The organism is Pseudomonas fluorescens, assembly GCF_902497625.1.
Taxonomy (GTDB): domain Bacteria; phylum Pseudomonadota; class Gammaproteobacteria; order Pseudomonadales; family Pseudomonadaceae; genus Aquipseudomonas; species Aquipseudomonas fluorescens_BQ.
Map to the genome: position 1 here is coordinate 1 of NZ_CABVGX010000030.1, position 19652 is coordinate 19652.

The 19652-nt window shown below is 58.8% G+C and carries 14 protein-coding genes; 6 read left to right on the forward strand and 8 right to left on the reverse strand.

Annotation, left to right across the window (positions count from 1 at the left end; all coding sequences use genetic code 11):
* The first annotated feature begins 537 nt into the window (after positions 1-537).
* The gene (locus F8N12_RS18155; RefSeq protein WP_150581698.1) at positions 538-825 is read left to right on the forward strand and encodes a DUF3509 domain-containing protein; all 288 of its coding nucleotides are present in this window, start codon (positions 538-540) and stop codon (positions 823-825) included.
* A 166-nt stretch (positions 826-991) separates the two neighbouring features.
* Here F8N12_RS18155 and F8N12_RS18160 read toward each other — a convergent pair whose 3' ends face one another.
* Positions 992-1864, reverse strand: coding sequence for a TIGR02285 family protein (locus F8N12_RS18160; RefSeq protein WP_224787724.1), 873 nt, complete (start codon positions 1862-1864; stop codon positions 992-994).
* A gap of 25 nt (positions 1865-1889) precedes the next feature.
* Positions 1890-3089 carry a CaiB/BaiF CoA transferase family protein gene (locus F8N12_RS18165; RefSeq protein WP_150581700.1) on the reverse strand — a complete coding sequence of 400 codons (1200 nt, stop codon included), beginning with the start codon at positions 3087-3089 and terminating at the stop codon, positions 1890-1892.
* Positions 3090-3235: 146 nt separating this feature from the next.
* Between F8N12_RS18165 and F8N12_RS18170 the strand changes: the two genes are divergently transcribed.
* From F8N12_RS18170 to F8N12_RS18180, 3 genes are all read left to right on the forward strand, one after another.
* On the forward strand, positions 3236-3778 hold the full coding sequence (locus tag F8N12_RS18170; RefSeq protein ID WP_150581701.1) for a YaeQ family protein: 543 nt from the start codon (positions 3236-3238) through the stop codon (positions 3776-3778).
* Between the two features lie 57 nt (positions 3779-3835).
* Complete coding sequence (gene recJ, locus F8N12_RS18175; RefSeq protein WP_150581702.1) at positions 3836-5545, forward strand: single-stranded-DNA-specific exonuclease RecJ; 1710 nt, start codon at positions 3836-3838, stop codon at positions 5543-5545.
* A gap of 280 nt (positions 5546-5825) precedes the next feature.
* The gene (locus tag F8N12_RS18180) at positions 5826-6932 is read left to right on the forward strand and encodes an NADH:flavin oxidoreductase/NADH oxidase (RefSeq protein ID WP_150581703.1); all 1107 of its coding nucleotides are present in this window, start codon (positions 5826-5828) and stop codon (positions 6930-6932) included.
* A 1132-nt stretch (positions 6933-8064) separates the two neighbouring features.
* On the opposite strand, the gene F8N12_RS18190 is transcribed toward F8N12_RS18180, so the two are convergent.
* The 3 genes from F8N12_RS18190 to F8N12_RS18200 form a co-directional block, all read right to left on the reverse strand.
* Positions 8065-9189 carry an OpgC family protein gene (locus F8N12_RS18190; RefSeq protein ID WP_150581705.1) on the reverse strand — a complete coding sequence of 375 codons (1125 nt, stop codon included), beginning with the start codon at positions 9187-9189 and terminating at the stop codon, positions 8065-8067.
* 440 nt (positions 9190-9629) lie between these two features.
* Positions 9630-11249, reverse strand: coding sequence for an FMN-binding glutamate synthase family protein (locus F8N12_RS18195; RefSeq protein WP_150581706.1), 1620 nt, complete (start codon positions 11247-11249; stop codon positions 9630-9632).
* 175 nt (positions 11250-11424) lie between these two features.
* Entirely contained in the window at positions 11425-12225 is an 801-nt protein-coding gene (locus tag F8N12_RS18200) for a helix-turn-helix transcriptional regulator (RefSeq protein WP_150581707.1), read from the reverse strand.
* A gap of 127 nt (positions 12226-12352) precedes the next feature.
* On the opposite strand from F8N12_RS18200, the gene F8N12_RS18205 reads away from it, so the two are divergent.
* Positions 12353-13174, forward strand: coding sequence for a carbon-nitrogen hydrolase family protein (locus F8N12_RS18205; protein WP_150581708.1), 822 nt, complete (start codon positions 12353-12355; stop codon positions 13172-13174).
* Between the two features lie 223 nt (positions 13175-13397).
* The gene (locus F8N12_RS18210; protein ID WP_150581709.1) at positions 13398-14723 is read left to right on the forward strand and encodes an APC family permease; all 1326 of its coding nucleotides are present in this window, start codon (positions 13398-13400) and stop codon (positions 14721-14723) included.
* Between the two features lie 12 nt (positions 14724-14735).
* Here F8N12_RS18210 and F8N12_RS18215 read toward each other — a convergent pair whose 3' ends face one another.
* The 3 genes from F8N12_RS18215 to F8N12_RS18225 are packed head-to-tail and all read right to left on the reverse strand — an operon-like array spanning position 14736 to position 19419.
* Entirely contained in the window at positions 14736-16547 is a 1812-nt protein-coding gene (locus F8N12_RS18215) for a DAHL domain-containing protein (RefSeq protein ID WP_150581710.1), read from the reverse strand.
* Positions 16544-17500: a cytochrome-c peroxidase gene (locus tag F8N12_RS18220; RefSeq protein WP_150581711.1), complete on the reverse strand. Its 957-nt coding sequence runs from the start codon at positions 17498-17500 to the stop codon at positions 16544-16546. Before F8N12_RS18220 ends, F8N12_RS18215 begins: the two co-directional genes overlap by 4 nt.
* A 59-nt stretch (positions 17501-17559) precedes the next feature.
* Complete coding sequence (locus tag F8N12_RS18225) at positions 17560-19419, reverse strand: putative bifunctional diguanylate cyclase/phosphodiesterase (protein ID WP_150581712.1); 1860 nt, start codon at positions 19417-19419, stop codon at positions 17560-17562.
* Between the last annotated feature and the right edge of the window lie 233 nt (positions 19420-19652).

The following is a 19652-nucleotide window of genomic DNA, read 5'->3' on the forward strand; positions in this document are numbered from 1 at the left end:
AGGTTCTGCGCAGTGGGCAACCCGGCATGGATGCCGGGTTAGCTGCCGCCGGCCATGGATGGCCGATGGCAGCGGGCCCACGGAGCAGGACCGGAGCGAGGGTATGGCGAGCCTTAGCGAGCCACCGTACGTCAGGGGCGCTTGCGCTTGGTTACTTGGCGCTTTTCCAAGTGACCCGCCGTAAGGGCGGAACCGATAGCAGCCTGACCGCAGCAACGGATATGTACACCCTCAAAACCTACGTCGCCCAAGACAAAGCCATCGCGAGCAAGCTCAGCTCCTCTGGTTGGTCATGGTGCATGCGCAAGGAGATGGTCGCCAGACCTATCGCCATCGCCAGCGGACTCGATTCCACCAGAGCAAAACACACCACGCAGCCACTGTTTTCTCCCTGTCATATTCACCATGCATGCTCAGTCAACCAAACACATCGATGCGCTCACAGCGCGAATCCAGAACTTTCCTTACGGCCCGGTGGTCATTTACTGTGGACACGCCCCAGGCACATTGTTTTCGGACTATTGAGTGGTGATCGAGATGGAAAGTATCAGTCTATTGCTCGGTGAGGCTCTGAGCCCGTATCAGGTTTCGTTGACACCGTCGGGCGCGCAGGGCGAATGCCTCGTGACACTCAAGAGCTCAACAGGCGCAATCGTGGTCGAGCGCGAATTCAACCAGGCACAACTGAGCGACAAACGCCTGCTCACGGATGTGGTCGATGGTTTGCGTCGCGACCTGATGATTGCCGAAGGACGCCTGGAACCTTGCGTCATCGCAGCGTTGCGCAATGCCGCTCAGAACAAGGCGCTGGCCGGCCCTAACTGAATTGTTTATTTCACGAAACTTCCGGCGCTGACGTCAGTCAGAGCATGTAACGACGGGATCAAGCATTGTGCTCCGTTGTTTGTGGCCTGTCGTTACTGGTCTTTATGTAGACCACGTTTAACCCCGAGTTGTCTCCCCACTTCTCGGGGTTTCTTTTGTCTGCGATTTACCAATGTCCCTCCTGCTGGACAAAAAACAACCTGCTGGTTTCCAGATAATCCGGTCGACTCTCAGGATCGAGCCAAGCCGCGTAGGCCTCGCTCACAGGTGTGCGAGGCAGGGTCCGCAGCAGTTGGTCAATTTCCCGTACAACCTGCTTACCTCGTGCAGTGGCGCTGCAGCCGATGTAGCCGGAGAGGTATTTGCCTGTGTCGCGAATCGGAAAAAACTGCAGTTCGTCCTCTGCAATTCCCTGCTGCCGGGCCTGGTAGCGGATTTCCGGTCGATAACCAAGGAGCATTCGCAAACGACTCAGGCGCTGCATCTGCAACAGACTGCCAAGGGCATCGTTACCGTAATGCAGAATCAGCGAGTTGGCCGGAGCCTGTTTGAGCAGGGCATCAAGATGTTCGCCATAATTGCGCTCGGCAATGATGCCGAGCTTTTCGCCACCATCGGCCAGCAGCGCCGCCAGGTCGACTGCGCCTTCCTTGATGAACGGTTTCAAAAATTCCTGATCGGAGCGACGCACTGCCAGGCCGTTACTCATGGCTAGAAAAACCGGGGCGGTGAAGGCAATCCACTGTTCGCGCTCCTTGCTCCGGTTCAGCGCCGCATCGCAGGTGAGTGTCTGCTCCTGAAGCATCTGCAAACCGCGCGCGCGATTCACCCGCATCAGGGTGTGTTGGTATTGCGGCATCCGCGCAATCAGCAACGGCAACAATTGATCAATGACGCCGCGACCTTTTTCCGGCCCTTCGAAAATCATCAGCGGCGGCAGATCGCGCAGTAACCAGACGAGCGTTTCTTTGGGTTGCGCCGCTGACGAAGTCGGCGTGGCGAGCAGAAAAAAAACGGCGAGCGCACGCTGGCCAAGCATTGCGCGGGCAAGCAGGCGTCTCAGGTTAAATGGCTCCGTCTGTACGAAGCTTCGCGATCTGGTCCAAGTCGTAGCCAAGGTCGTGGAGTACCTGCGCATTATGTTCGCCCAACTGCGGTCCGACCCATTCCGAACTGCCGGGTGTCTCAGACAGTTTCGGCACGATGCCCGGCATCTTGAAATCTTTGCCATCCGGTAGTTTTGCCTTGAGGAACATTTCCCGCGCCAGATACTGCGGATCGCTGAACATGTCTTCGGCGCTGAAGATACGACTGGCCGGCACTTCGGCCTGATTCAATTGCTCGATGATGGTGTCCAGCGGCAACGAATTAACCCAGCGATCAATCACGCCATAGAGCTCGTCGCGCCGGCTGTCGCGGCCGTCGTTACTGGCCAGCAGGGGATCGTTGGCGAGGTCTTCACGGCCGATGATCAGCATGAAACGTTTGAAGATCGCATCGCCATTGGCACCAATCTGCACATGTTTGCCGTCGGCGCTGGTGTGGATCGAGGAGGGCGTGATGCCGGGCATGATGTTGCCGGTGCGTTCGCGGATGAACCCGAACACGTCGAACTCCGGGACCATGCTTTCCATCATCGCGAAGATCGCTTCATACAATGCCACGTCGACCACTTGGCCGAGACCGCCATTGACCTCGCGATGACGCAACGCCATCAGCGCGCCAATCACACCCCACAGCGCGGCGATCGAATCGCCGATGGAAATTCCGGTGCGTACCGGCGGGCGGTCTTCGAAACCGGTGATGTAACGCAGGCCGCCCATGGATTCGCCGACCGCGCCAAAACCTGGCTGGTCCTTCATGGGACCGGTCTGACCGAATCCCGACAGGCGCACCATCACCAGTTTCGGATTGAGGGCGTGCAGAACGTCCCAGCCCAAGCCGAGTTTCTCGAGCACGCCGGGACGAAAATTCTCGATCAGAATGTCGGCTTCGCTCAGCAGCTTCTTGAGGATGGCCAGACCCTCAGGGTGCTTCAGGTTCAGCGTCAGGGATTTCTTGTTGCGTGCCTGGACGAACCACCACAACGACGTGCCTTCATACAGCTTGCGCCATTTACGCAACGGATCTCCGCCGTCGGGCGACTCGACCTTGATCACGTCGGCACCGAATTCGCCGCAAATGCGCGAGGCAAAGGGGCCGGCGATCAAGGTGCCCAATTCGATGACTTTCAGGCCTGAGAGCGGTTTGGCGGTGAGCGGCATGCTGGATCCTGTAGGGCAATGGTTGGCTGGTAGAGGGTTTTAGCACAGCCTGTCGTCAGTCGCTCGGGCTTGATCGCCTTCTATTCGATGATTGTCCGCTGCATCGGTTAGACTTGCCGCCTTTCCACGTATCAAGAAGCCCGTTCATGGCCCAGCCGTCCACCACCTACAAGTTCGAACTGAACCTCACCGACCTCGACCGTAGCGTCTATGAGAACGTGAAGCAGACCATTGCCCGCCACCCTTCGGAAACCGAAGAACGCATGACTGTGCGACTGCTGGCCTACGCCTTCTGGTACAACGAGCAGCTGTCGTTTGGCCGTGGTCTGTCAGACGTGGACGAGCCTGCCCTGTGGGAAAAGAGTCTGGACGATCGCGTTCTTCACTGGATCGAAGTCGGCCAGCCTGACGCCGACCGTCTGACCTGGTGTTCGCGGCGTACCGAGCGCACCAGTCTGCTGGCCTACGGCAGCCTGCGCGTCTGGGAAACCAAAGTGATCCCGGCAATCAAGAACCTGAAGAATGTGCACATCGCGGCCGTGCCTCAGGAAATCCTCGAAACCCTGGCCAAAGACATGCCGCGTGTTATCAAGTGGGATGTGATGATCAGCGAAGGGACGATGTTCGTCACCGACGATCGTGGTCAACACGAAGTACAGTTGCAGTGGCTGAGCGGCGAACGCGGCTGATTTTCGCCGCTTCAATCGGTTTTATCCTACGTCTTGAAGAGAAGCACCTGTCACCCCATGCGCATCGAACCTCGCCTGTTGCCCGACACCCTGCCATTTCTCGGTGATCTGCCGCCGCTACTTACCCGCTTGTATGCGGCGCGGGGCGTGCAGTCTGAAGCCGAACTGGACAAGAGCCTGGCGCGGTTGATCCCGTTCCAGCAACTCAAAGGCATCGATGCCGCGGTTGATTTGCTGGTGACTGCACTGGAGCAGCGTCAGCGGATTCTGATCGTCGGCGACTTCGACGCCGATGGCGCCACGGCCAGTACCGTTGGCGTACTGGGCCTGCGGTTGCTGGGCGCGGCTCATGTCGATTATCTGGTGCCAAACCGCTTCGAATACGGCTACGGTCTGACACCGGAAATCGTCGAAGTGGCGCTCACACGCACCCCGCAGCTGCTGATCACGGTCGACAATGGCATCTCCAGTGTCGAAGGTGTGGCCGCTGCGAAACTGGCTGGGCTTCAGGTGCTCGTCACCGATCACCATTTGCCCGGCGACGAGTTGCCGCTGGCCGATGCCATCGTCAATCCCAATCAGCCAGGCTGTGAGTTCCCGAGCAAGGCGCTGGCCGGCGTCGGGGTGATTTTTTATGTGCTGATGGCCTTGCGTGCGCGATTGCGCAGCCTCGGTTGGTACGACAACACGCCGCAGCCGAACATCGGTGAGTTGCTCGATCTGGTGGCCTTGGGCAGCGTCGCCGATGTGGTGCCGCTGGACGCCAACAACCGCATTCTGGTGCATCAGGGGCTGGAGCGGATTCGCGCCGGGCGTGCGCGGCCAGGCATCAAGGCGATCCTGGAAGTGGCCAAGCGTGATCATGCGCGCATTACGTCCACCGACCTGGGCTTTATCCTCGGCCCGCGCCTGAATGCGGCAGGCAGGCTGGATGACATGAGTCTGGGCATCGAATGCCTGCTGACTGACAGCGCAGCGCTGGCGCGGGAAATGGCGGCGCAGCTTGACGGCATGAATCAGGATCGCAAATCCATCGAGCAGGGCATGCAACGCGAAGCGCTGGCTCAGCTCAAGGATTTGCCGGTGGATTCGATGCCGTTCGGCTTGTGCCTGTTCGATCCCGAATGGCACCAGGGCGTCATCGGTATCCTCGCCTCGCGTATGAAAGAGCGCTATTTCCGTCCGACCTTTGCCTTCGCTGATGCGGGAGACGGCCTGCTCAAAGGCTCGGGACGATCGGTTCAGGGCTTCCATATCCGCGACGCCCTGAGCGTGGTGGCGGCGCAGCATCCTAACCTGATCAGCAAATACGGGGGGCACGCCATGGCGGCCGGTCTGACCCTGCCAGAGGCGAATTTTCCGCTGTTCGCCGAAGCATTTGATGCAGAAGTGCGTCGGCAGTTGCGCGAGGAAGACCTGACCGGAAGGATGCTCTCGGACGGCACGCTGGCCGTGGAGGAGTTCCATCTGGAACTGGCCCGCGCGCTGCGGCATGCCGGGCCATGGGGCCAGCATTTTCCGGAGCCGCTGTTTCATGGCGTGTTTCAGCTGGTCGAGCAGCGAGTGGTCGGCGAGCGACACCTGAAAGTGGTGCTCAAAAGCGAATGCGGTGCGGTGAAACTGGACGGCATCGCGTTCGGCATCGACCGCGAGGTGTGGCCCAATCCGACCATCAAATGGGTGGAGTTGGCGTACAAGCTGGACCTCAACGAATTTCGCGGGAATGAAACCGTGCAGTTGATGATTGCTCATATCGAGCCTCGTTGACCCCATTCGCGAGCAAGCCCGCTTCCCCGTTGGTTTTGTGCACGACGCCGATCCACTGCGGGAGCGGGCTTGCCCGCGAAAGTGATTTCCCTCACACCGAATCTCTATGAACCCTCGCTCATCCCCCGATGTCGACTAGGCTCTAAGCACTGCTTGAAATCCTTGTGACGTCTTGTCGAATGTTTTGCCCGCGGGGGCGGGTGCTGCGCCTTCTTTCCTGTCACTTGTCGACTTTTCAAACAGAACCCTGGAGCCTGCCCACTGATTCGAGAGGTGCCCCATGAGTCTGCTGCTTGAACCTTACACACTTCGCCAATTGACCCTGCTTAACCGCGTCGCAGTGTCGCCCATGTGTCAGTACTCCAGCGTCGATGGCCTGGCCAATGACTGGCACCTGGTCCACCTCGGCAGTCGCGCTGTCGGCGGCGCCGGGCTGATTTTCACCGAAGCTACGGCGATCACTGCCGAGGGTCGTATCACGGCCGAGGACCTCGGTCTGTGGAACGACGAACAGATCGAACCTCTGCAACGCATCACTCGCTTTATTTCAGCGCAAGGTGCGGTGGCTGGCATTCAGCTGGCGCACGCCGGGCGCAAGGCCAGTACCTTCCGGCCGTGGCTGGGCAAGCATGGCAGCGTCAAACCGGACGACGGTGGCTGGACCCCGGTCGGCCCCTCGCCGATTGCCTTCGACCCGCAGCATACTCAGCCCACGCCACTCGACGAGGGCGCGATTGCCGACGTCATCCAGGCTTTTGTCGATGCGGCGAAGCGGGCCCTGACGGCGGGTTTCAAAGTGGTGGAGATTCATGCGGCGCATGGGTATCTGCTGCATCAATTTCTTTCGCCGCTGAGCAATCAGCGCCGCGATCACTATGGCGGTTCATTTGAAAACCGAATTCGCCTGGTGCTGCAGGTGACGGAAGCGGTGCGTGCGGTATGGCCTGAGGAGTTGCCGCTATTCGTGCGGGTGTCGGCTACCGATTGGGTGGAGGATGGCTGGAATCCGGATGAAACTGTGGAGTTGGCGCGGCGGCTGAAGGATCTGGGCGTGGACTTGATTGATGTTTCTTCGGGTGGCACTGCGGCCAATGCGGAGATTCCTACGGGGCCGGGTTATCAGACGCGGTTTGCCGAGCGCGTGCGCAAAGAGTCGGGTATGGCAACCGGGACAGTGGGGATGATTACCGAGCCGGCGCAGGCTGAGCATATTTTGCGAACCTGTCAGGCGGACATTATTTTCCTGGCGCGTGAGTTGTTGCGCGATCCGTATTGGGCGTTGCATGCGGATGATGATCTGGGTGGGCGCAAGGCGATTTGGCCGGCGCAGTATCAGCGGGCCACGCATCGGGATCAGCCGATTCATGAGTCGGATTTGCGGGATTGAGTTGAGCGGGTTCGGTGATGAGCCTTGGTCCTTGGCTGGGGCTTTTTTGTGGATTGGGGGATGGAATTTGTTCACAGAGGGCGGCGTGATCGGTCCATTGTGGGCGCTGGCTTGTCAGCGATGGCTACGTGTTGGGCGGCTTGGTTTTTGCTGGTTTACATATCCGTTGCTGAGGTTGCTGCTGATATTGGTTTCGCTCTTACAGCGAGTCACTTGGAAGAGCCTGCGCGGCCCGACACCAAGTAACCAAGTGCTCTTGCCCCTGACGTCCGGTGCCTCGCCTAGGCTCGCCATGCCTTCGCTCCGGTCCTGCTGCGTGGGCCCGCCGCCATCGGCCATCCATGGCCGGGGGCGGCTAACCCGGCATCCATGCCGGGTTGCCCACTGCGCAGAACCTCCACTCAGCCTCCCGACGGGACGCTAACCGCCACAGCCGCCGAGGCGGCCTGATAGCCGACCTGGCTCGCGGTATTCCGCCACCACACAAATCCCTGTAGCAGCTGGCGAAGCCTGCGTCCGGCTCGGGCCGCGATCGGACGCAGCAGTCGCAAATCATGCGGCGCGGTTGAATAGATAACCCCATGCTCGGGATCGACGACGACTGCTGCATCCGATCGCGGTCCGAGCCGGACGCAGGCTGCGCCAGCTGCTACAGGTCCTGTGGTGCGACGGGCTGAATGGGTCTCGCAGACGAAATTTGTGAGCTGCTTTGCTTTGCTTTGCTTTGCTTTGCTTTGCCTTGCTTTGCTTTGCTTTGCTTTGGATCTTGATCTTGATCTTGATCTGCCCCGTCGGAAGGCCGAGCGCAGGTTCTGCGCAGTGGGCAACCCGGCAAGGATGCCGGGTTAGCCGCCCCCGGCCATGGATGGCCGATGGCGGCGGGCCCACGGAGCAGGACCGAAGCGAGGGTATGGCGAGCCTAGGCGAGCCACCGTACGTCAGGGGCGCTTGCGCTTGGTTACTTGGCGCTCTTCCAAGTGACCCGCTGTAAAAGCGGAACCGATAGCAGCCCTGACCGCAGCAACGGATATGTACACCCTCAAAACCTAGGTCGCCCAAGACAAAGCCATCGCGAGCAAGCTCGGCTCCTACAGGATATGCGTACAAGTAGCGGAACCAGTATCCGCCATCTTCACGCCGGCACGGCACTCAGCGATCGATTCAAGCGCTTATTGAAATCAAGCCATGCCCCCAGCAACGCCATCAACCAGACACCCACCAGAGCCGTCATCACCTGCATGACAACAGCATCATTGGTCATCGCATTGACCATATCCGCCAACGGCGCCAGCAGCACACCCAGGCAAAAAATCTCCAGCGAATAGCGCCCCATGCGACAACTCTGCTGTGCCAGCCAGTTTTGCGTCCAGCCAGTGTCCGGCAAAAGCTTTGCAGTGACATAAGCGATCGCCAGGAAGTGCAGCAGGCGTACCGGCGACAGATCGGTCTTGCTGATCGGGTACAACACATTACTCAGACTCGCCGGCATCAACGCGTCGTGAATGTCCGGCCAGCGCCACAGCAGCGTAATGATCCCGGTCACCAACGCGTACGACGCCGCTGCTATAAATAGCGGCTGACGCCACACAGGACGAATCTCCCGCAAGCGTGGTCGCTGCCCCTGAATCGCCGCAAATCCGCCCAGCACAAACAGCAACTGCCACGTCACCGGGTTGAAATACCACACGCCGTCTTTGATCGCCGCAAGGTTCCAGCCGAACGCAGGCGCGAGCAAATACACTGTCACTGATGCCGCAACCACCGCCCAGGCGTTGCGCATCATCAACGGCAGCACCAACGGCAGGCCAGCCAGAAGCACGATGTACAGCGGCAGCGGGTCCATCAGGTTCGGTTTGAAGCGCAGCAGCAACTCGTCCGTCAGCGCCTGTTGAGGATTGGTGATGAAGTGCTGCAGGCCCATTTCCTCGACCAAATCGCGGGTCTCCACGTGGCTGTTGGCGAAAAACACGATGCCCATGAGCATCGCCAGCAGGAAAATGTGCACCACATAAAGCACCCAGGCGCGGCGCAGGATTTTCACACAGGCGATCAGATGACCGTCGCGCTGAAGGATTTTCCCGTAAGCCAGAACGGCCGCATAACCGGCGAGAAACACGAAGATCTCGGCGGCATCGCTGAAGCCGAAATTGCGCGGGGTGATTTGCCCCAGCGGGTTGTGCGGCACGTGATCCCAGAAAATGAAGATCAGCGCCAGGCCTCGAAAAAAGTCGATTCGGTGATCGCGTTCAGACGTCATGGCTGCGGGCTCGTGAACGGGTGTTGAGTAATGAGTCGTTGGTTTCAGGCATATCGTGCAAGCAGGTTTACGACGGCTTCGCCGCCGAACGGGGGCAAGCCCCCTCGCCACAGGTGCCAGGCAAACGGGGCAAGCCCCCTCACCACAGGTGCCAGGCAAACGGGGCAAGCCCCCTCGCCACAGGTGCCAGGCAAACGGGGGCAAGGCCCCTCGCCACAGGTGCCAGGCGAACGGGGCAAGGCCCCTCACCACAGGTGTCAGGCGAACGTGGGCAAGCGCCTTCACCATAGGTGCCAGGCGATGCCAAAGGTTGCTCGCCGCACATCGGCGGCGCGCAGGGTGGCGCGAATTGCAGAGAATTGCAAAAAAACGGCTATTACTGAATGTCTCTACCACCGCCGTGCGGGCTCATCTGCCTACAAATCTACGCCAGTGGGGTTTCAGGCAGCAGCTACCTCGTTGGGCTCAAAACTGTCCGCCCGCGCCATCTGCCACATCCGTGAATAAAACTCGCCGTTGACCTCACCGGTCAGCAGTTCACCCGGTTTCAGAAACACATGCAGCTGCGAGAACAACTTGATTTCGGTCGCCGACATGCGCCGCACCAAATGCTTGGCTGACAGTTGCGAAGGGTGATCCAGCCCGGCCGCAGCGAGCATTTCTGCGAGCGCCTTGAGGGTATTGCGATGGAAATTGAAAACGCGTTGGGCTTTGTCCGGGACGACGAGCGCGCGCTGGCGAAGTATGTCCTGAGTGGCGACGCCAGTCGGGCATTTGTTGGTGTGGCAACTTTGCGACTGGATGCAGCCGATGGCGAACATGAAGCCCCGCGCCGAGTTGGCCCAATCGGCGCCGATCGCCAGAACGCTGGCGATGTCGAACGCGCTGACGATCTTGCCGCTGGCGCCGAGTTTGATCTTGTCCCGCAAGTTCAGCCCGACGAGGGTGTTGTGCACGAACAGCAAACCTTCGCGCATCGGCACACCAATGTGGTCGGTGAACTCCACTGGCGCCGCGCCGGTGCCGCCTTCCTTGCCGTCGACGACGATGAAGTCCGGAAGAATCCCGGTTTCCAGCATGGCCTTGGCGATGCCCATGAATTCCCACGGGTGGCCCAGGCAGAACTTGAAACCCACCGGTTTACCGCCAGATAACTCGCGCAGTTGCTGAATGAAGTGCATCAATTCGATCGGCGTGGAAAATGCGCTGTGGCGTGACGGCGAGATGCAATCTTCGCCCATCAGGATGCCGCGGGTCTCAGCGATTTCCTTGGTCACTTTGTGTTTGGGCAGAATGCCGCCGTGGCCGGGCTTGGCGCCTTGGCTCATCTTGATTTCGATCATCCGCACCTGCGGTGTCTGCGCCTGGGCGGCGAAGCGTTCTGGATCGAAACGACCGTCGGCGGTGCGACAGCCGAAATAGCCGCTGCCCAGTTCCCAGGTCAGGTCGCCACCGTTTTCACGATGATAGGCACTGATGCTGCCTTCGCCGGTGTCATGGGCAAAGTCGCCGAGTTTGGCGCCCTGATTCAACGCGCGAATGGCGTTGGCACTCAGCGAGCCGAAACTCATCGCCGAGATATTGAACACTGACGCGGAGTAAGGCTGTGTGCATTGCGGACCGCCGACGATCACCCGGAAACTGTCGGGATTGCTCAATGGCGCCGGGCGCATGGAGTGGCCGATAAACTCGAAACCCGACTGGTAGACGTCGATCAGTGTGCCGAAGGGTTTATCGGCGCTTTCATTTTTGGCTCGCGAATACACCAGCGAGCGCTGCGCGCGCGAGAAGGGCAGGGCATCGCTGTCGGACTCGAGCAGGTATTGGCGGATTTCCGGCCGAATGCCTTCCACCAGATATCGGATGTTGCCCAGGATCGGGTAGTTGCGGCGCACCGCGTGGGGGCTTTGCAGCAGGTCGAACAAGCCGATCAGGCTGAGGATGCCGGTGACCATTGTGATCGGCCAGAGCCAGTCGTGCGCCAGAAATGGCAGGCTCGCGAGGGTGAAGATCACGCAAGCGGCAAAAAAGGCGTAGCGGCTCAGGAGTGACAGGCTCATAAGGTTTCCTTGTGTTCGGACTTGACTGCGTTTAACACAACAGGTGCATGGAGACAGAAATCCTGTGGGAGCGAACCTGCTCGCGATAGCGCTGGTTCAGTCAACATTGACGTAGCAGGCAGACCGCTATCGCGAGCAAGCCCGGCTCCCACACTGATTGCAGGCATTCAGGCATTCAGGCGTTCTGCGCCTGCAGAAATATCGAAAAAAGCTCGGACTGCGATTTGATGCCCAGCTTGCTGTACATGTGTTTCTTGTGGACCTTTACGGTTTCGACAGAGATTTCCAGCTTGCGGGCGATTTCCTTGCTTGAGCAACCGCTGAGCATCAACCGTCCGACATCCAGTTCGCGGGCAGTCAATTGCGCGCCTTTGAGCTGCTGCACCGATGCTTCCAGCTGGACCCGCCAGTCGTTATGGACCGGGGCGGGCGCGAGTGCGACAACCTCGTTTATTTCATAAGGCAGACGTTGACGCAGAAGGCCCAGCACCCACGGCTGGATGAGCGACAACAAGGCAATCTGTTCACTGCTGAAGCGCTGTCTGCTGCCCAGCGACAGGCATAACGTACGGTCGCCTTCGAGCTGGCAATTAAACTGGATTTCGTCAGCGACCACATTCACACGAAAGTATCGCTGATAGTACTCGGTCAGTTCGAAGTGCTCAGGCGCCACTTCCGACAAGCGATAAAGCCCGGTGCGCGACTGTTCGCGGCAGGCGATATAGAACGGGTCGAGCAGATACAAACCGCGCAAATAATCCTGGAACAGCTGATCCGGGCTGCCGTCCGCCCCCGGGCATTCGGCGAACACTTGCGGGTGCCGGTCAGCGCTGAAAAGCAGCGCCACCCAACTGTCGAACGGCACGTATTGATCCAGCAGGCGCACCAATTGCGTCCAGAAGTTGGGCTTGTCGAGCGCGTCGATCAGTTGCCCGACCGAACGGTGCCAAGCGATGTCATCCAGTGAAAGTGTCATGCTTCTACCCCTATCGGGTTACCCCGGCCGCGTGATTCCCTGGCCGGTTACTTGCTGCGCATACTGGCGCACAGACAGCGGCCGGGCAATCTTTCTGCCACCCCGGCGCAGATAACAAGGACTACCCATGAAAGTCGAACTGGCCCAATTGGCCGGCCGTGACAACGACACGGCGTACAACCTGGAACGTGCACTGGCGGCGATTGCCGCTTGCGCCGCCGACGCGCAAATGATCGTGTTTCCCGAAACTCACTTGATGGGTTTCCCGTCCCTGCAAGCATTGAGCGAAACCGCCGAGCCACTCGATGGCCCGACCGTCAGTGCGGTGCAAGCGGCGGCACGTGAACGCAACATAGCGGTGGTCATCGGTATGGCCGAAAACGATAACGGCCGCTTTTACAACACCACGCTGTTGATCACCCCGGATGGTATCGCGTTGAAATACCGCAAGACGCACCTCTGGGCGTCAGACCGTGGCGTGTTCGAGGCCGGTGACCGTTACGCCACGTGCGAATGGAACGGCGTGCGCGTCGGTTTGCTGATCTGCTACGACATCGAATTTCCTGAAACTGCGCGCGCGTTGGCGCAACTGGGCGCCGAACTGCTGATCGTCACCAACGGCAACATGGACCCGTACGGGCCGACGCACCGCACCGCAATCATGGCCCGCGCGCAGGAGAATCAGGCGTTTGCGCTGATGGTCAATCGGGTGGCAGAGGGCGATGGCGGACTGGTCTTCGCCGGTGGCAGCGCACTGGTGGATCCGTCGGGGACGTTGCTGTTCGAGGCCGGGCGTGATGAAGGACAGTTTGTCGTAGAGCTGAACTTCAGTCAGCTGAACGCGGCGCGGCAGCATTACCGATATCTGGATGATCAGCGCCTGAAGTTGCCGGGGGAAATCGTTGAGCACGCCGGTGGGTTGCGGGAGTTGCTGATCCCTCGGGGTTGATCCTGATTCTATGTGTTTCCAACCTCGCCATCGCGAACAGGCTCACTCCCACAGGGATTGATGTTGTGACTCAGATCCAGTGTGGGAGCGAGCTTGCTCGCGATGGGGCCTTGGCTACGACACAACTGTTTGCGCTTGACCCAAGAACAACAAACGCAACACCCGAAATTTTGCGCCGAACTCGGCTCTGCCATAAATCCAATAAAATTCGGAGTAGTCGCTCATGGCTCGTTTACAACGCACCCTTTCATTAGGCTCGGTGGTGCTGTTCGGCATCGCCTACATGACGCCAATCATCGTGCTTGGCACTTTTGGCATTCTCGCTCAATCCACCGCCGGCATGGTGCCCGCCGCGTACCTTGCGGCACTGGTGGCAATGTTTTTCACCGCCATGAGCTACGCTCGCATGGCTGCCGCATTCCCGGTTGCCGGCTCGGCTTACAGCTATGTACGCAAAGCCATCAGCCCCAAACTCGGATTCATTGCCGGCTGGGCGGTGCTGCTCGATTACCTGTTTCTGCCCATGGCGATCTGGTTGATCGGCGCAGCGTATCTGCATTCGGCATTTCCAGGCGTACCCCAGTGGATCTGGGTGCTGACGTTCATCGGCATCACCAGCGCGATCAACATTGTCGGCCTGAAGCTGGCCAACGGCATCAACGCTTTGCTGATGCTCGTGCAGTTTCTGGTGCTGATCGCCTTCATCGCGCTGTGCGTTCACTACATTGGTGGCGACGCGAGTACGCCGTTGTGGTCGATCAAACCGTTTTTCAACGGCGACATGCAGATGCCGTTGATCATGAGCGGCGCGGCCATCGCCTGTTACTCGTTTCTAGGCTTTGATGCAGTCAGCACCCTGACCGAAGAAACCCGCGATCCACGCCGGACCATTCCACGGGCGATCATGCTGATCACGTTGATTGGCGGCCTGATCTTCGTCGGCGTGTCGTACTTCGTGCAGATCGCTCATCCCTCGTTCCAGTTCGACAGCGTCGATTCGGCCGCCTATGAAATTGCCCGCAACATCGGCGGTGACCTGTTCGTGTCGATCTTTCTGATCGGCCTGATCGTCGGCCAGTTTGCCTCGGGTCTCTCCGCCCAGGCCAGCGGTTCACGGTTATTGTTCGCCATGGGCCGCGACGGCGTCCTGCCGAAATCGTTCTTCGGCACGTTGCACGAACGCTTCGGCACGCCGGTCAATAGCATCCTGCTCTGCGCCGTGATTGCGTTGCTGGCGCTGAAACTGGATGTGACCACTTCGACTTCGTTCATCAACTTCGGTGCGTTTCTTGCCTTTAGCCTGGTCAACCTGTCGGTGATTTTTCATTACTGGATCGGCGGCGAGAAGAAAGGACTGCGCGAATTTGCATTGTTTCTCCTGTTCCCCTTCATCGGCCTGGCGGCGGACCTGTGGTTGATGGTCAGCCTCGATCATCTGGCGATTTATCTGGGCTTGAGCTGGCTGGCGATCGGCGTGGTGTACCTCGCGGTGTTGACCGGTGGATTCCGACGTCAACCGCCGGAAATAGATTTTCAGGAAGCGACTTGATCGCTGTTTCAGTCACGCCTCCAAGGGCACCGGCGTCAGGGGGATCTGCAAGGTGAACCGGGCGCCTTTGCCCGGTCCATCGCTGTGCGCAGTGAGATGTCCATTCATTTCGATCGCGGCCAGGGCACAGCTGTGCAAACCGAAACCATGACCTTCTTTGCGGGTGGTGAACCCATGCGCAAAGATCCGCGTCATGTTTTGCGCAGCAATGCCTTCGCCGTCGTCCTTGACGCTGATTTGCAGGGTTGTCTTGTCGACGATACTGACACTCAGCGTCATTGCGCGCGGACGCTTGCTGAGGTCGGACATCGCGTATTTGGCGTTGCTGATCAGGTTGATCAGAATCAGCAGCAGGCGATGCTTGTCGCCCATGATCGGCGGTACATCGCTGTAATCCTTGACCACGACCACCTGATGGCGGGTCAGCGCGCCGGCATTCATGCGCAAGGCATCTTCCAGCAATTCACTGATGTTCAGCGGCTCCATCAAGCTGTTGGCGCCGGCATAGGATTGTTGAGTGGAAACGATGTCCTTGATGTAGTCGACGCTTTTACTCAATTGCGCCAGCTCGTCGGCCATGTCGCGTTGCTCCAGCGCAATGGCCTCGACCAGTTGATTGAGGTAATTGATCACTAACTTGCCCTTCTCGTCGCGGGTCAGAAAGGTGCCGAGATCATCGGGATGTTCGTTGATCAGTTGCATGGCTTTAGCCAGTCCCAGGGCTTTGCTGCCACGCAGTTTGCGACTGACCAGATCAGCCGAAATGTTGACGCTGTTGAGCACATTGCCGACGTTGTGCAGCACATTCGTCGCGATCTCTGCCATGCCGGCCAGGCGCGCGGTGTCAAGCAGTTCGCTTTGCGTGTCCTGGAGTTCACGCGTGCGCTGTTCAACCCGCAACTCCAGCTCGTCGTTGGCGGTCTGCAGGTCAGTGTTGACTCGATGAATTACCGCGAAACTGTGCATCAGACGAATCGCCAGGTACACCAGCAGCAACACCAACAGCACCGAGAACAGCAGCATGAGGAAGTGGTAGCGCTGGTCGACCGCGTCAGCCTGCTGCTGATCCAGATTCAGCAAGCGGGTGATCTCATCGAGGCGTTCAGCCACCGGGATCGCTTCGATGCGTTCGAGCAGGTCGTTGACCACCGGTTGCTCGCGCAGGATCAGCGCGATGTGACTGCTGAGAATCTCGATCGGGCTGTGAAACTGTTCGGGCAAGCGCAGTTTGTTCACGGCCAGTTTGTTCAGGCCCAGGAAAATGTCGGCGGCTTTTTCGTCGGAAGTGACCTGAGCAAACTCGAGGCTGCTAAGCAGCAGATCGTAAGTGTCAGTAGCTATATTTTGCAGCTGCAGTTTGTCGCCATCGACGAGCTGGGCGAGTTGCTCTTGAATATCGTCTTCGGCGGCCGGTAAAAAGGCCAGTGAGTTGCGCAGCAGGGCGTTGTGGGATTTGAACTGCTCGACCAGACGGATTTTTTCCGCGAGTGCATCGCTGAAGGCCGCGTGACTGGCGCGCCAGACCGGCGAGACGTTGCGGCCATGATTCGATTCCATGGTGTTGAAGCGTTCCCACAACTCGGTGATCTGGACCAAAGGCATCACCAGCGGATCGTAGTTGGGATCGGTAGCGACCCTGGCCTTGAGAATCTGCGACTCCCACTGTGCGTTCAACTGCTTGATCCGGCCGATGAGGTCTCGAGAGTCGGCGTAGGTGGATGTCTGATTCGAATTCGACTTGAGGTACAGAAACAGCAGGGTCGACGCCAATAGAACAGCTGCCAGACTGAGCAGGATCAGGCTGCGTCCGCGGGACATTTTCATAAGGGTTTGCCCTCCCATTCACCGGTCAGGGTCTTGAGAAATTTGATGATCAGGGTCTTGTCCTCGGCCGATGGAATGCGCCCCAGCTGATACCTGAACATGACCTCTACCGCTTCTTCGAGGGTTTCGGCCGAGCCGTCATGAAAGTACGGTGCGGTCACGGCGACGTTGCGCAGGCTCGGCACCTTGAACACGTTGCGATCCATCTCGTCCCGGGTAATCTGATAGCGTCCCAGGTCAACTTGGACGACATTGCCGCGAGCCTTGAAGTAATCGTCCATTACCCCAAATTTCTGCAGCATGTTGCCGCCAATATTCACGCCTTGATGGCAAGCAATGCAGCCGCTGCTTTTGAAGCGCTGGTAGCCAGACTTTTCCTCCTGAGTGAGGATCCCGGTGTCGCCTTGCAGGTACTGATCGAAACGCGAGTTGCTGCTGATCAGCGTTCGTTCGTAAGTGGTGAGGGCATTTTTCACGTTGGTTTCAGTCACCCCGTCGGGGTACGCCTTTTCGAACGATGCCCGGTAGGTGGCATCGGCGCCCAGCATCCGCACCACGTCCCTCCAGTTGCCGCTCATTTCGCCCGGGCTCTGAACTGCTTCGTGAACCTGGGCTGGCAGCGTCGTGCTGCGGCCATCCCAGAAGTGCCTGAAGTTAAGGGCAGCGTTGAAAATGCTGGGGGTATTCACCGAAACCGGCAGACCGAGCACGCCTATGGAAAATGCCACGGAATCAGCACCACCTTTGTTAAGTTGATGGCAATTAGCGCAAGACAGCGTGTTGTTGGCTGACAGCCGCGTTTCGTTGAACAGCTGACGTCCCAGCTCTACTTGCAATGCATTCAGCGGCGGCACCGCAGGCAACGGTTTGATCGGTTCTTCGAGCATCCCGGCCCGGGCGTTCAGGTTGAGGCCGAACAGCATCAGAATCAGCAAAATCAGGGACGGCGACATCAGATGATTCCTTGGTTGAACGCCCGCGTGCCGTTGCGCACCTATCACAGTGGGGCAGACTAAGCGGTCTTCACCGATCGCAGGTATTGCACGAACAGGTCCGGTGTGACCGGTTTACTGAAGTAATAACCCTGCACTTCCTCGCATTGGCGGGCTTTAAGGAATTCCAGTTGCTCAAGGGTTTCCACGCCTTCGGCAATGATGGTCAGGTTCAGACTGCGGCCCAGACTGATGATCGCGCTGACCAGTGCTGCGTCATTGCTGTCGCTGCTCAAACCACGGATGAATGACTGATCGATTTTCAACACATCAATCGGGAACCGACGCAGATAGCTGAGGCTGGAATAGCCGGTGCCAAAATCGTCAATGGCCAGGCGAACCCCCAATGCCTTGATCCGCTTCAACGTATCGACCGTAGCTTCGACGTTCTGCATCAGTACGCCTTCGGTGATTTCCAGCTCCAGACAGGTCGGATCCATTCCGGTTTGCTGGAGGATCTGTTCGATACCTTCAACAAAATCGCGCTGGCGAAAGTCGATCGCCGAGACGTTTACTGACATGCAGATCCGCGGTAGACCGGCCGCCAGCCAGGCACACGTTTGTCGACACGCCTGGGCCAACACCCAGCGGCTGAGCGGGACAATGAGCCCGCTGTCTTCGGCAACTCCGATAAAGTCCGAAGGGTAGACGTATCCCTGGTCAGGTTTTTCCCAGCGGATCAAGGCCTCGGCGCCTACCACCTGGCCGCTGCCAAGGTCCAGTTTTGGCTGGTAATGCAAGACAAATTCATTGCGCTCCAGCGCCAGCCGAATGCCGGTCTCGATGCTTTGCTGGTCGCGGGCACGCTGATTCATCTCTTCAATGAAGAAGCTGAACTCGTTTGGGCCGCTTTCCTTGACGTTACGCATCGCGGTTTCGGCTTTTTTGATCAGGTCGATAGCGTCCAGGCCATCGTCAGGGTAAATGCTGATGCCCAGGGAAGCAGTAACGCTCAAATCGTGGCCGGCAATGTGCTGCGGACGGCGGATGGACTTCAGCAGCTTTTCGGCAATGCCCTTGGTTTGCTGCGGATGGCGAATGTCGGCAAGGATCAACACGAATTCGTCCGAGCCGTAACGAAACACCGAGTCTGACTCGCGCACGGTCGCAATCAGGTTTTGCCCGACCCGTTTGAGCATTTCGTCCCCGGCCGGATGCCCGAGGGCATTGTTGATACGTTTGAAGCGGTCGAGCCCGAGAAACATCACCGCCAGTTGCTTGTCATGCCGGCGCGACAGGGCCAGCGATTGATTCAGGCGATCGCCGAGCAAAGTGCTGTTTGGCAGTTCGGTGAGCACGTCGTATTGCAACAGATGCGAAACCTTGAGCAGTTCGTGAACTCTGGCCTCGATGGTCTGCTCCAGGCTGAGCATCTTGCTGGCCGCGTCCTGGGCCATCTGCCATTTCCAGGTGAGGGCGCTGGCCATCTGGCGGATTTCCAGACTGTCGAAAGGCTTTTTCAACACCAGCAACTGGTCGCCGAACTCCAGCCGGTCAGCCATGGCTTCCCAGCTGTAGTCCGAATACGCCGTGCACAGGGCGATTTGCAGCTGCGGATCGACTTTCCACAGCTGTTCGATCGTCTCCAGACCGTCCCAGCCCGGAGGCATGCGCATGTCGGTGAATACCAGCGAATAAGGTCTTCCCTCAGCCAGCGCGCGTTTCACCAACTGCAAGGCCTCCTGGCCCTGATAGGCGGAATCGAGTTCGAATGTCGGCCGTTGTGGCGGCAAGGTGCCAAACAGTGCCGCTTCGGTGTCTGCCAGAGATTGCTCGCCCTCGGGTGCCGGACTGAGGATTTTGCGAAAATCCAGATGTATGGAGGGTGTATCGTCGACGATCAGAATGCGCCGATTGGTCCGGGCCAGCGGTCTGCTCATCGACATCTGCCTGCAACGGCAGCGATTGGGTGCAAAGCATTCATGCGGGGCATCCTTTCCCTGATCACCTGGCCGAAGGGGAGATTATGGATCCGAGTCCATGGAGCATAGTCGCCCGGCTGCAACTTCGCGCAACTGAGTGCGACGAATCATTTCCCGGCCGTTGCAGACCGTCTTGCCTTGCCCGTGATGTCACGCCGGCGCCATTGACACAAACCTCATCCTGCCGTTTG

Coding starts and splice junctions, on each gene's coding strand:
- recJ (WP_150581702.1), top strand. CDS start 3,836: ATGCGCATCGAACCTCGCCTGTTGCCCGACACCCTGCCATTTCTCGGT.
- F8N12_RS18210 (WP_150581709.1), top strand. CDS start 13,398: ATGGCTCGTTTACAACGCACCCTTTCATTAGGCTCGGTGGTGCTGTTC.
- F8N12_RS18190 (WP_150581705.1), bottom strand. CDS start 9,189: ATGACGTCTGAACGCGATCACCGAATCGACTTTTTTCGAGGCCTGGCG.
- F8N12_RS18195 (WP_150581706.1), bottom strand. CDS start 11,249: ATGAGCCTGTCACTCCTGAGCCGCTACGCCTTTTTTGCCGCTTGCGTG.
- F8N12_RS18155 (WP_150581698.1), top strand. CDS start 538: ATGGAAAGTATCAGTCTATTGCTCGGTGAGGCTCTGAGCCCGTATCAG.
- F8N12_RS18180 (WP_150581703.1), top strand. CDS start 5,826: ATGAGTCTGCTGCTTGAACCTTACACACTTCGCCAATTGACCCTGCTT.
- F8N12_RS18225 (WP_150581712.1), bottom strand. CDS start 19,419: ATGAGCAGACCGCTGGCCCGGACCAATCGGCGCATTCTGATCGTCGAC.
- F8N12_RS18160 (WP_224787724.1), bottom strand. CDS start 1,864: ATGCTTGGCCAGCGTGCGCTCGCCGTTTTTTTTCTGCTCGCCACGCCG.
- F8N12_RS18205 (WP_150581708.1), top strand. CDS start 12,353: ATGAAAGTCGAACTGGCCCAATTGGCCGGCCGTGACAACGACACGGCG.
- F8N12_RS18170 (WP_150581701.1), top strand. CDS start 3,236: ATGGCCCAGCCGTCCACCACCTACAAGTTCGAACTGAACCTCACCGAC.
- F8N12_RS18215 (WP_150581710.1), bottom strand. CDS start 16,547: ATGAAAATGTCCCGCGGACGCAGCCTGATCCTGCTCAGTCTGGCAGCT.
- F8N12_RS18165 (WP_150581700.1), bottom strand. CDS start 3,089: ATGCCGCTCACCGCCAAACCGCTCTCAGGCCTGAAAGTCATCGAATTG.
- F8N12_RS18220 (WP_150581711.1), bottom strand. CDS start 17,500: ATGTCGCCGTCCCTGATTTTGCTGATTCTGATGCTGTTCGGCCTCAAC.
- F8N12_RS18200 (WP_150581707.1), bottom strand. CDS start 12,225: ATGACACTTTCACTGGATGACATCGCTTGGCACCGTTCGGTCGGGCAA.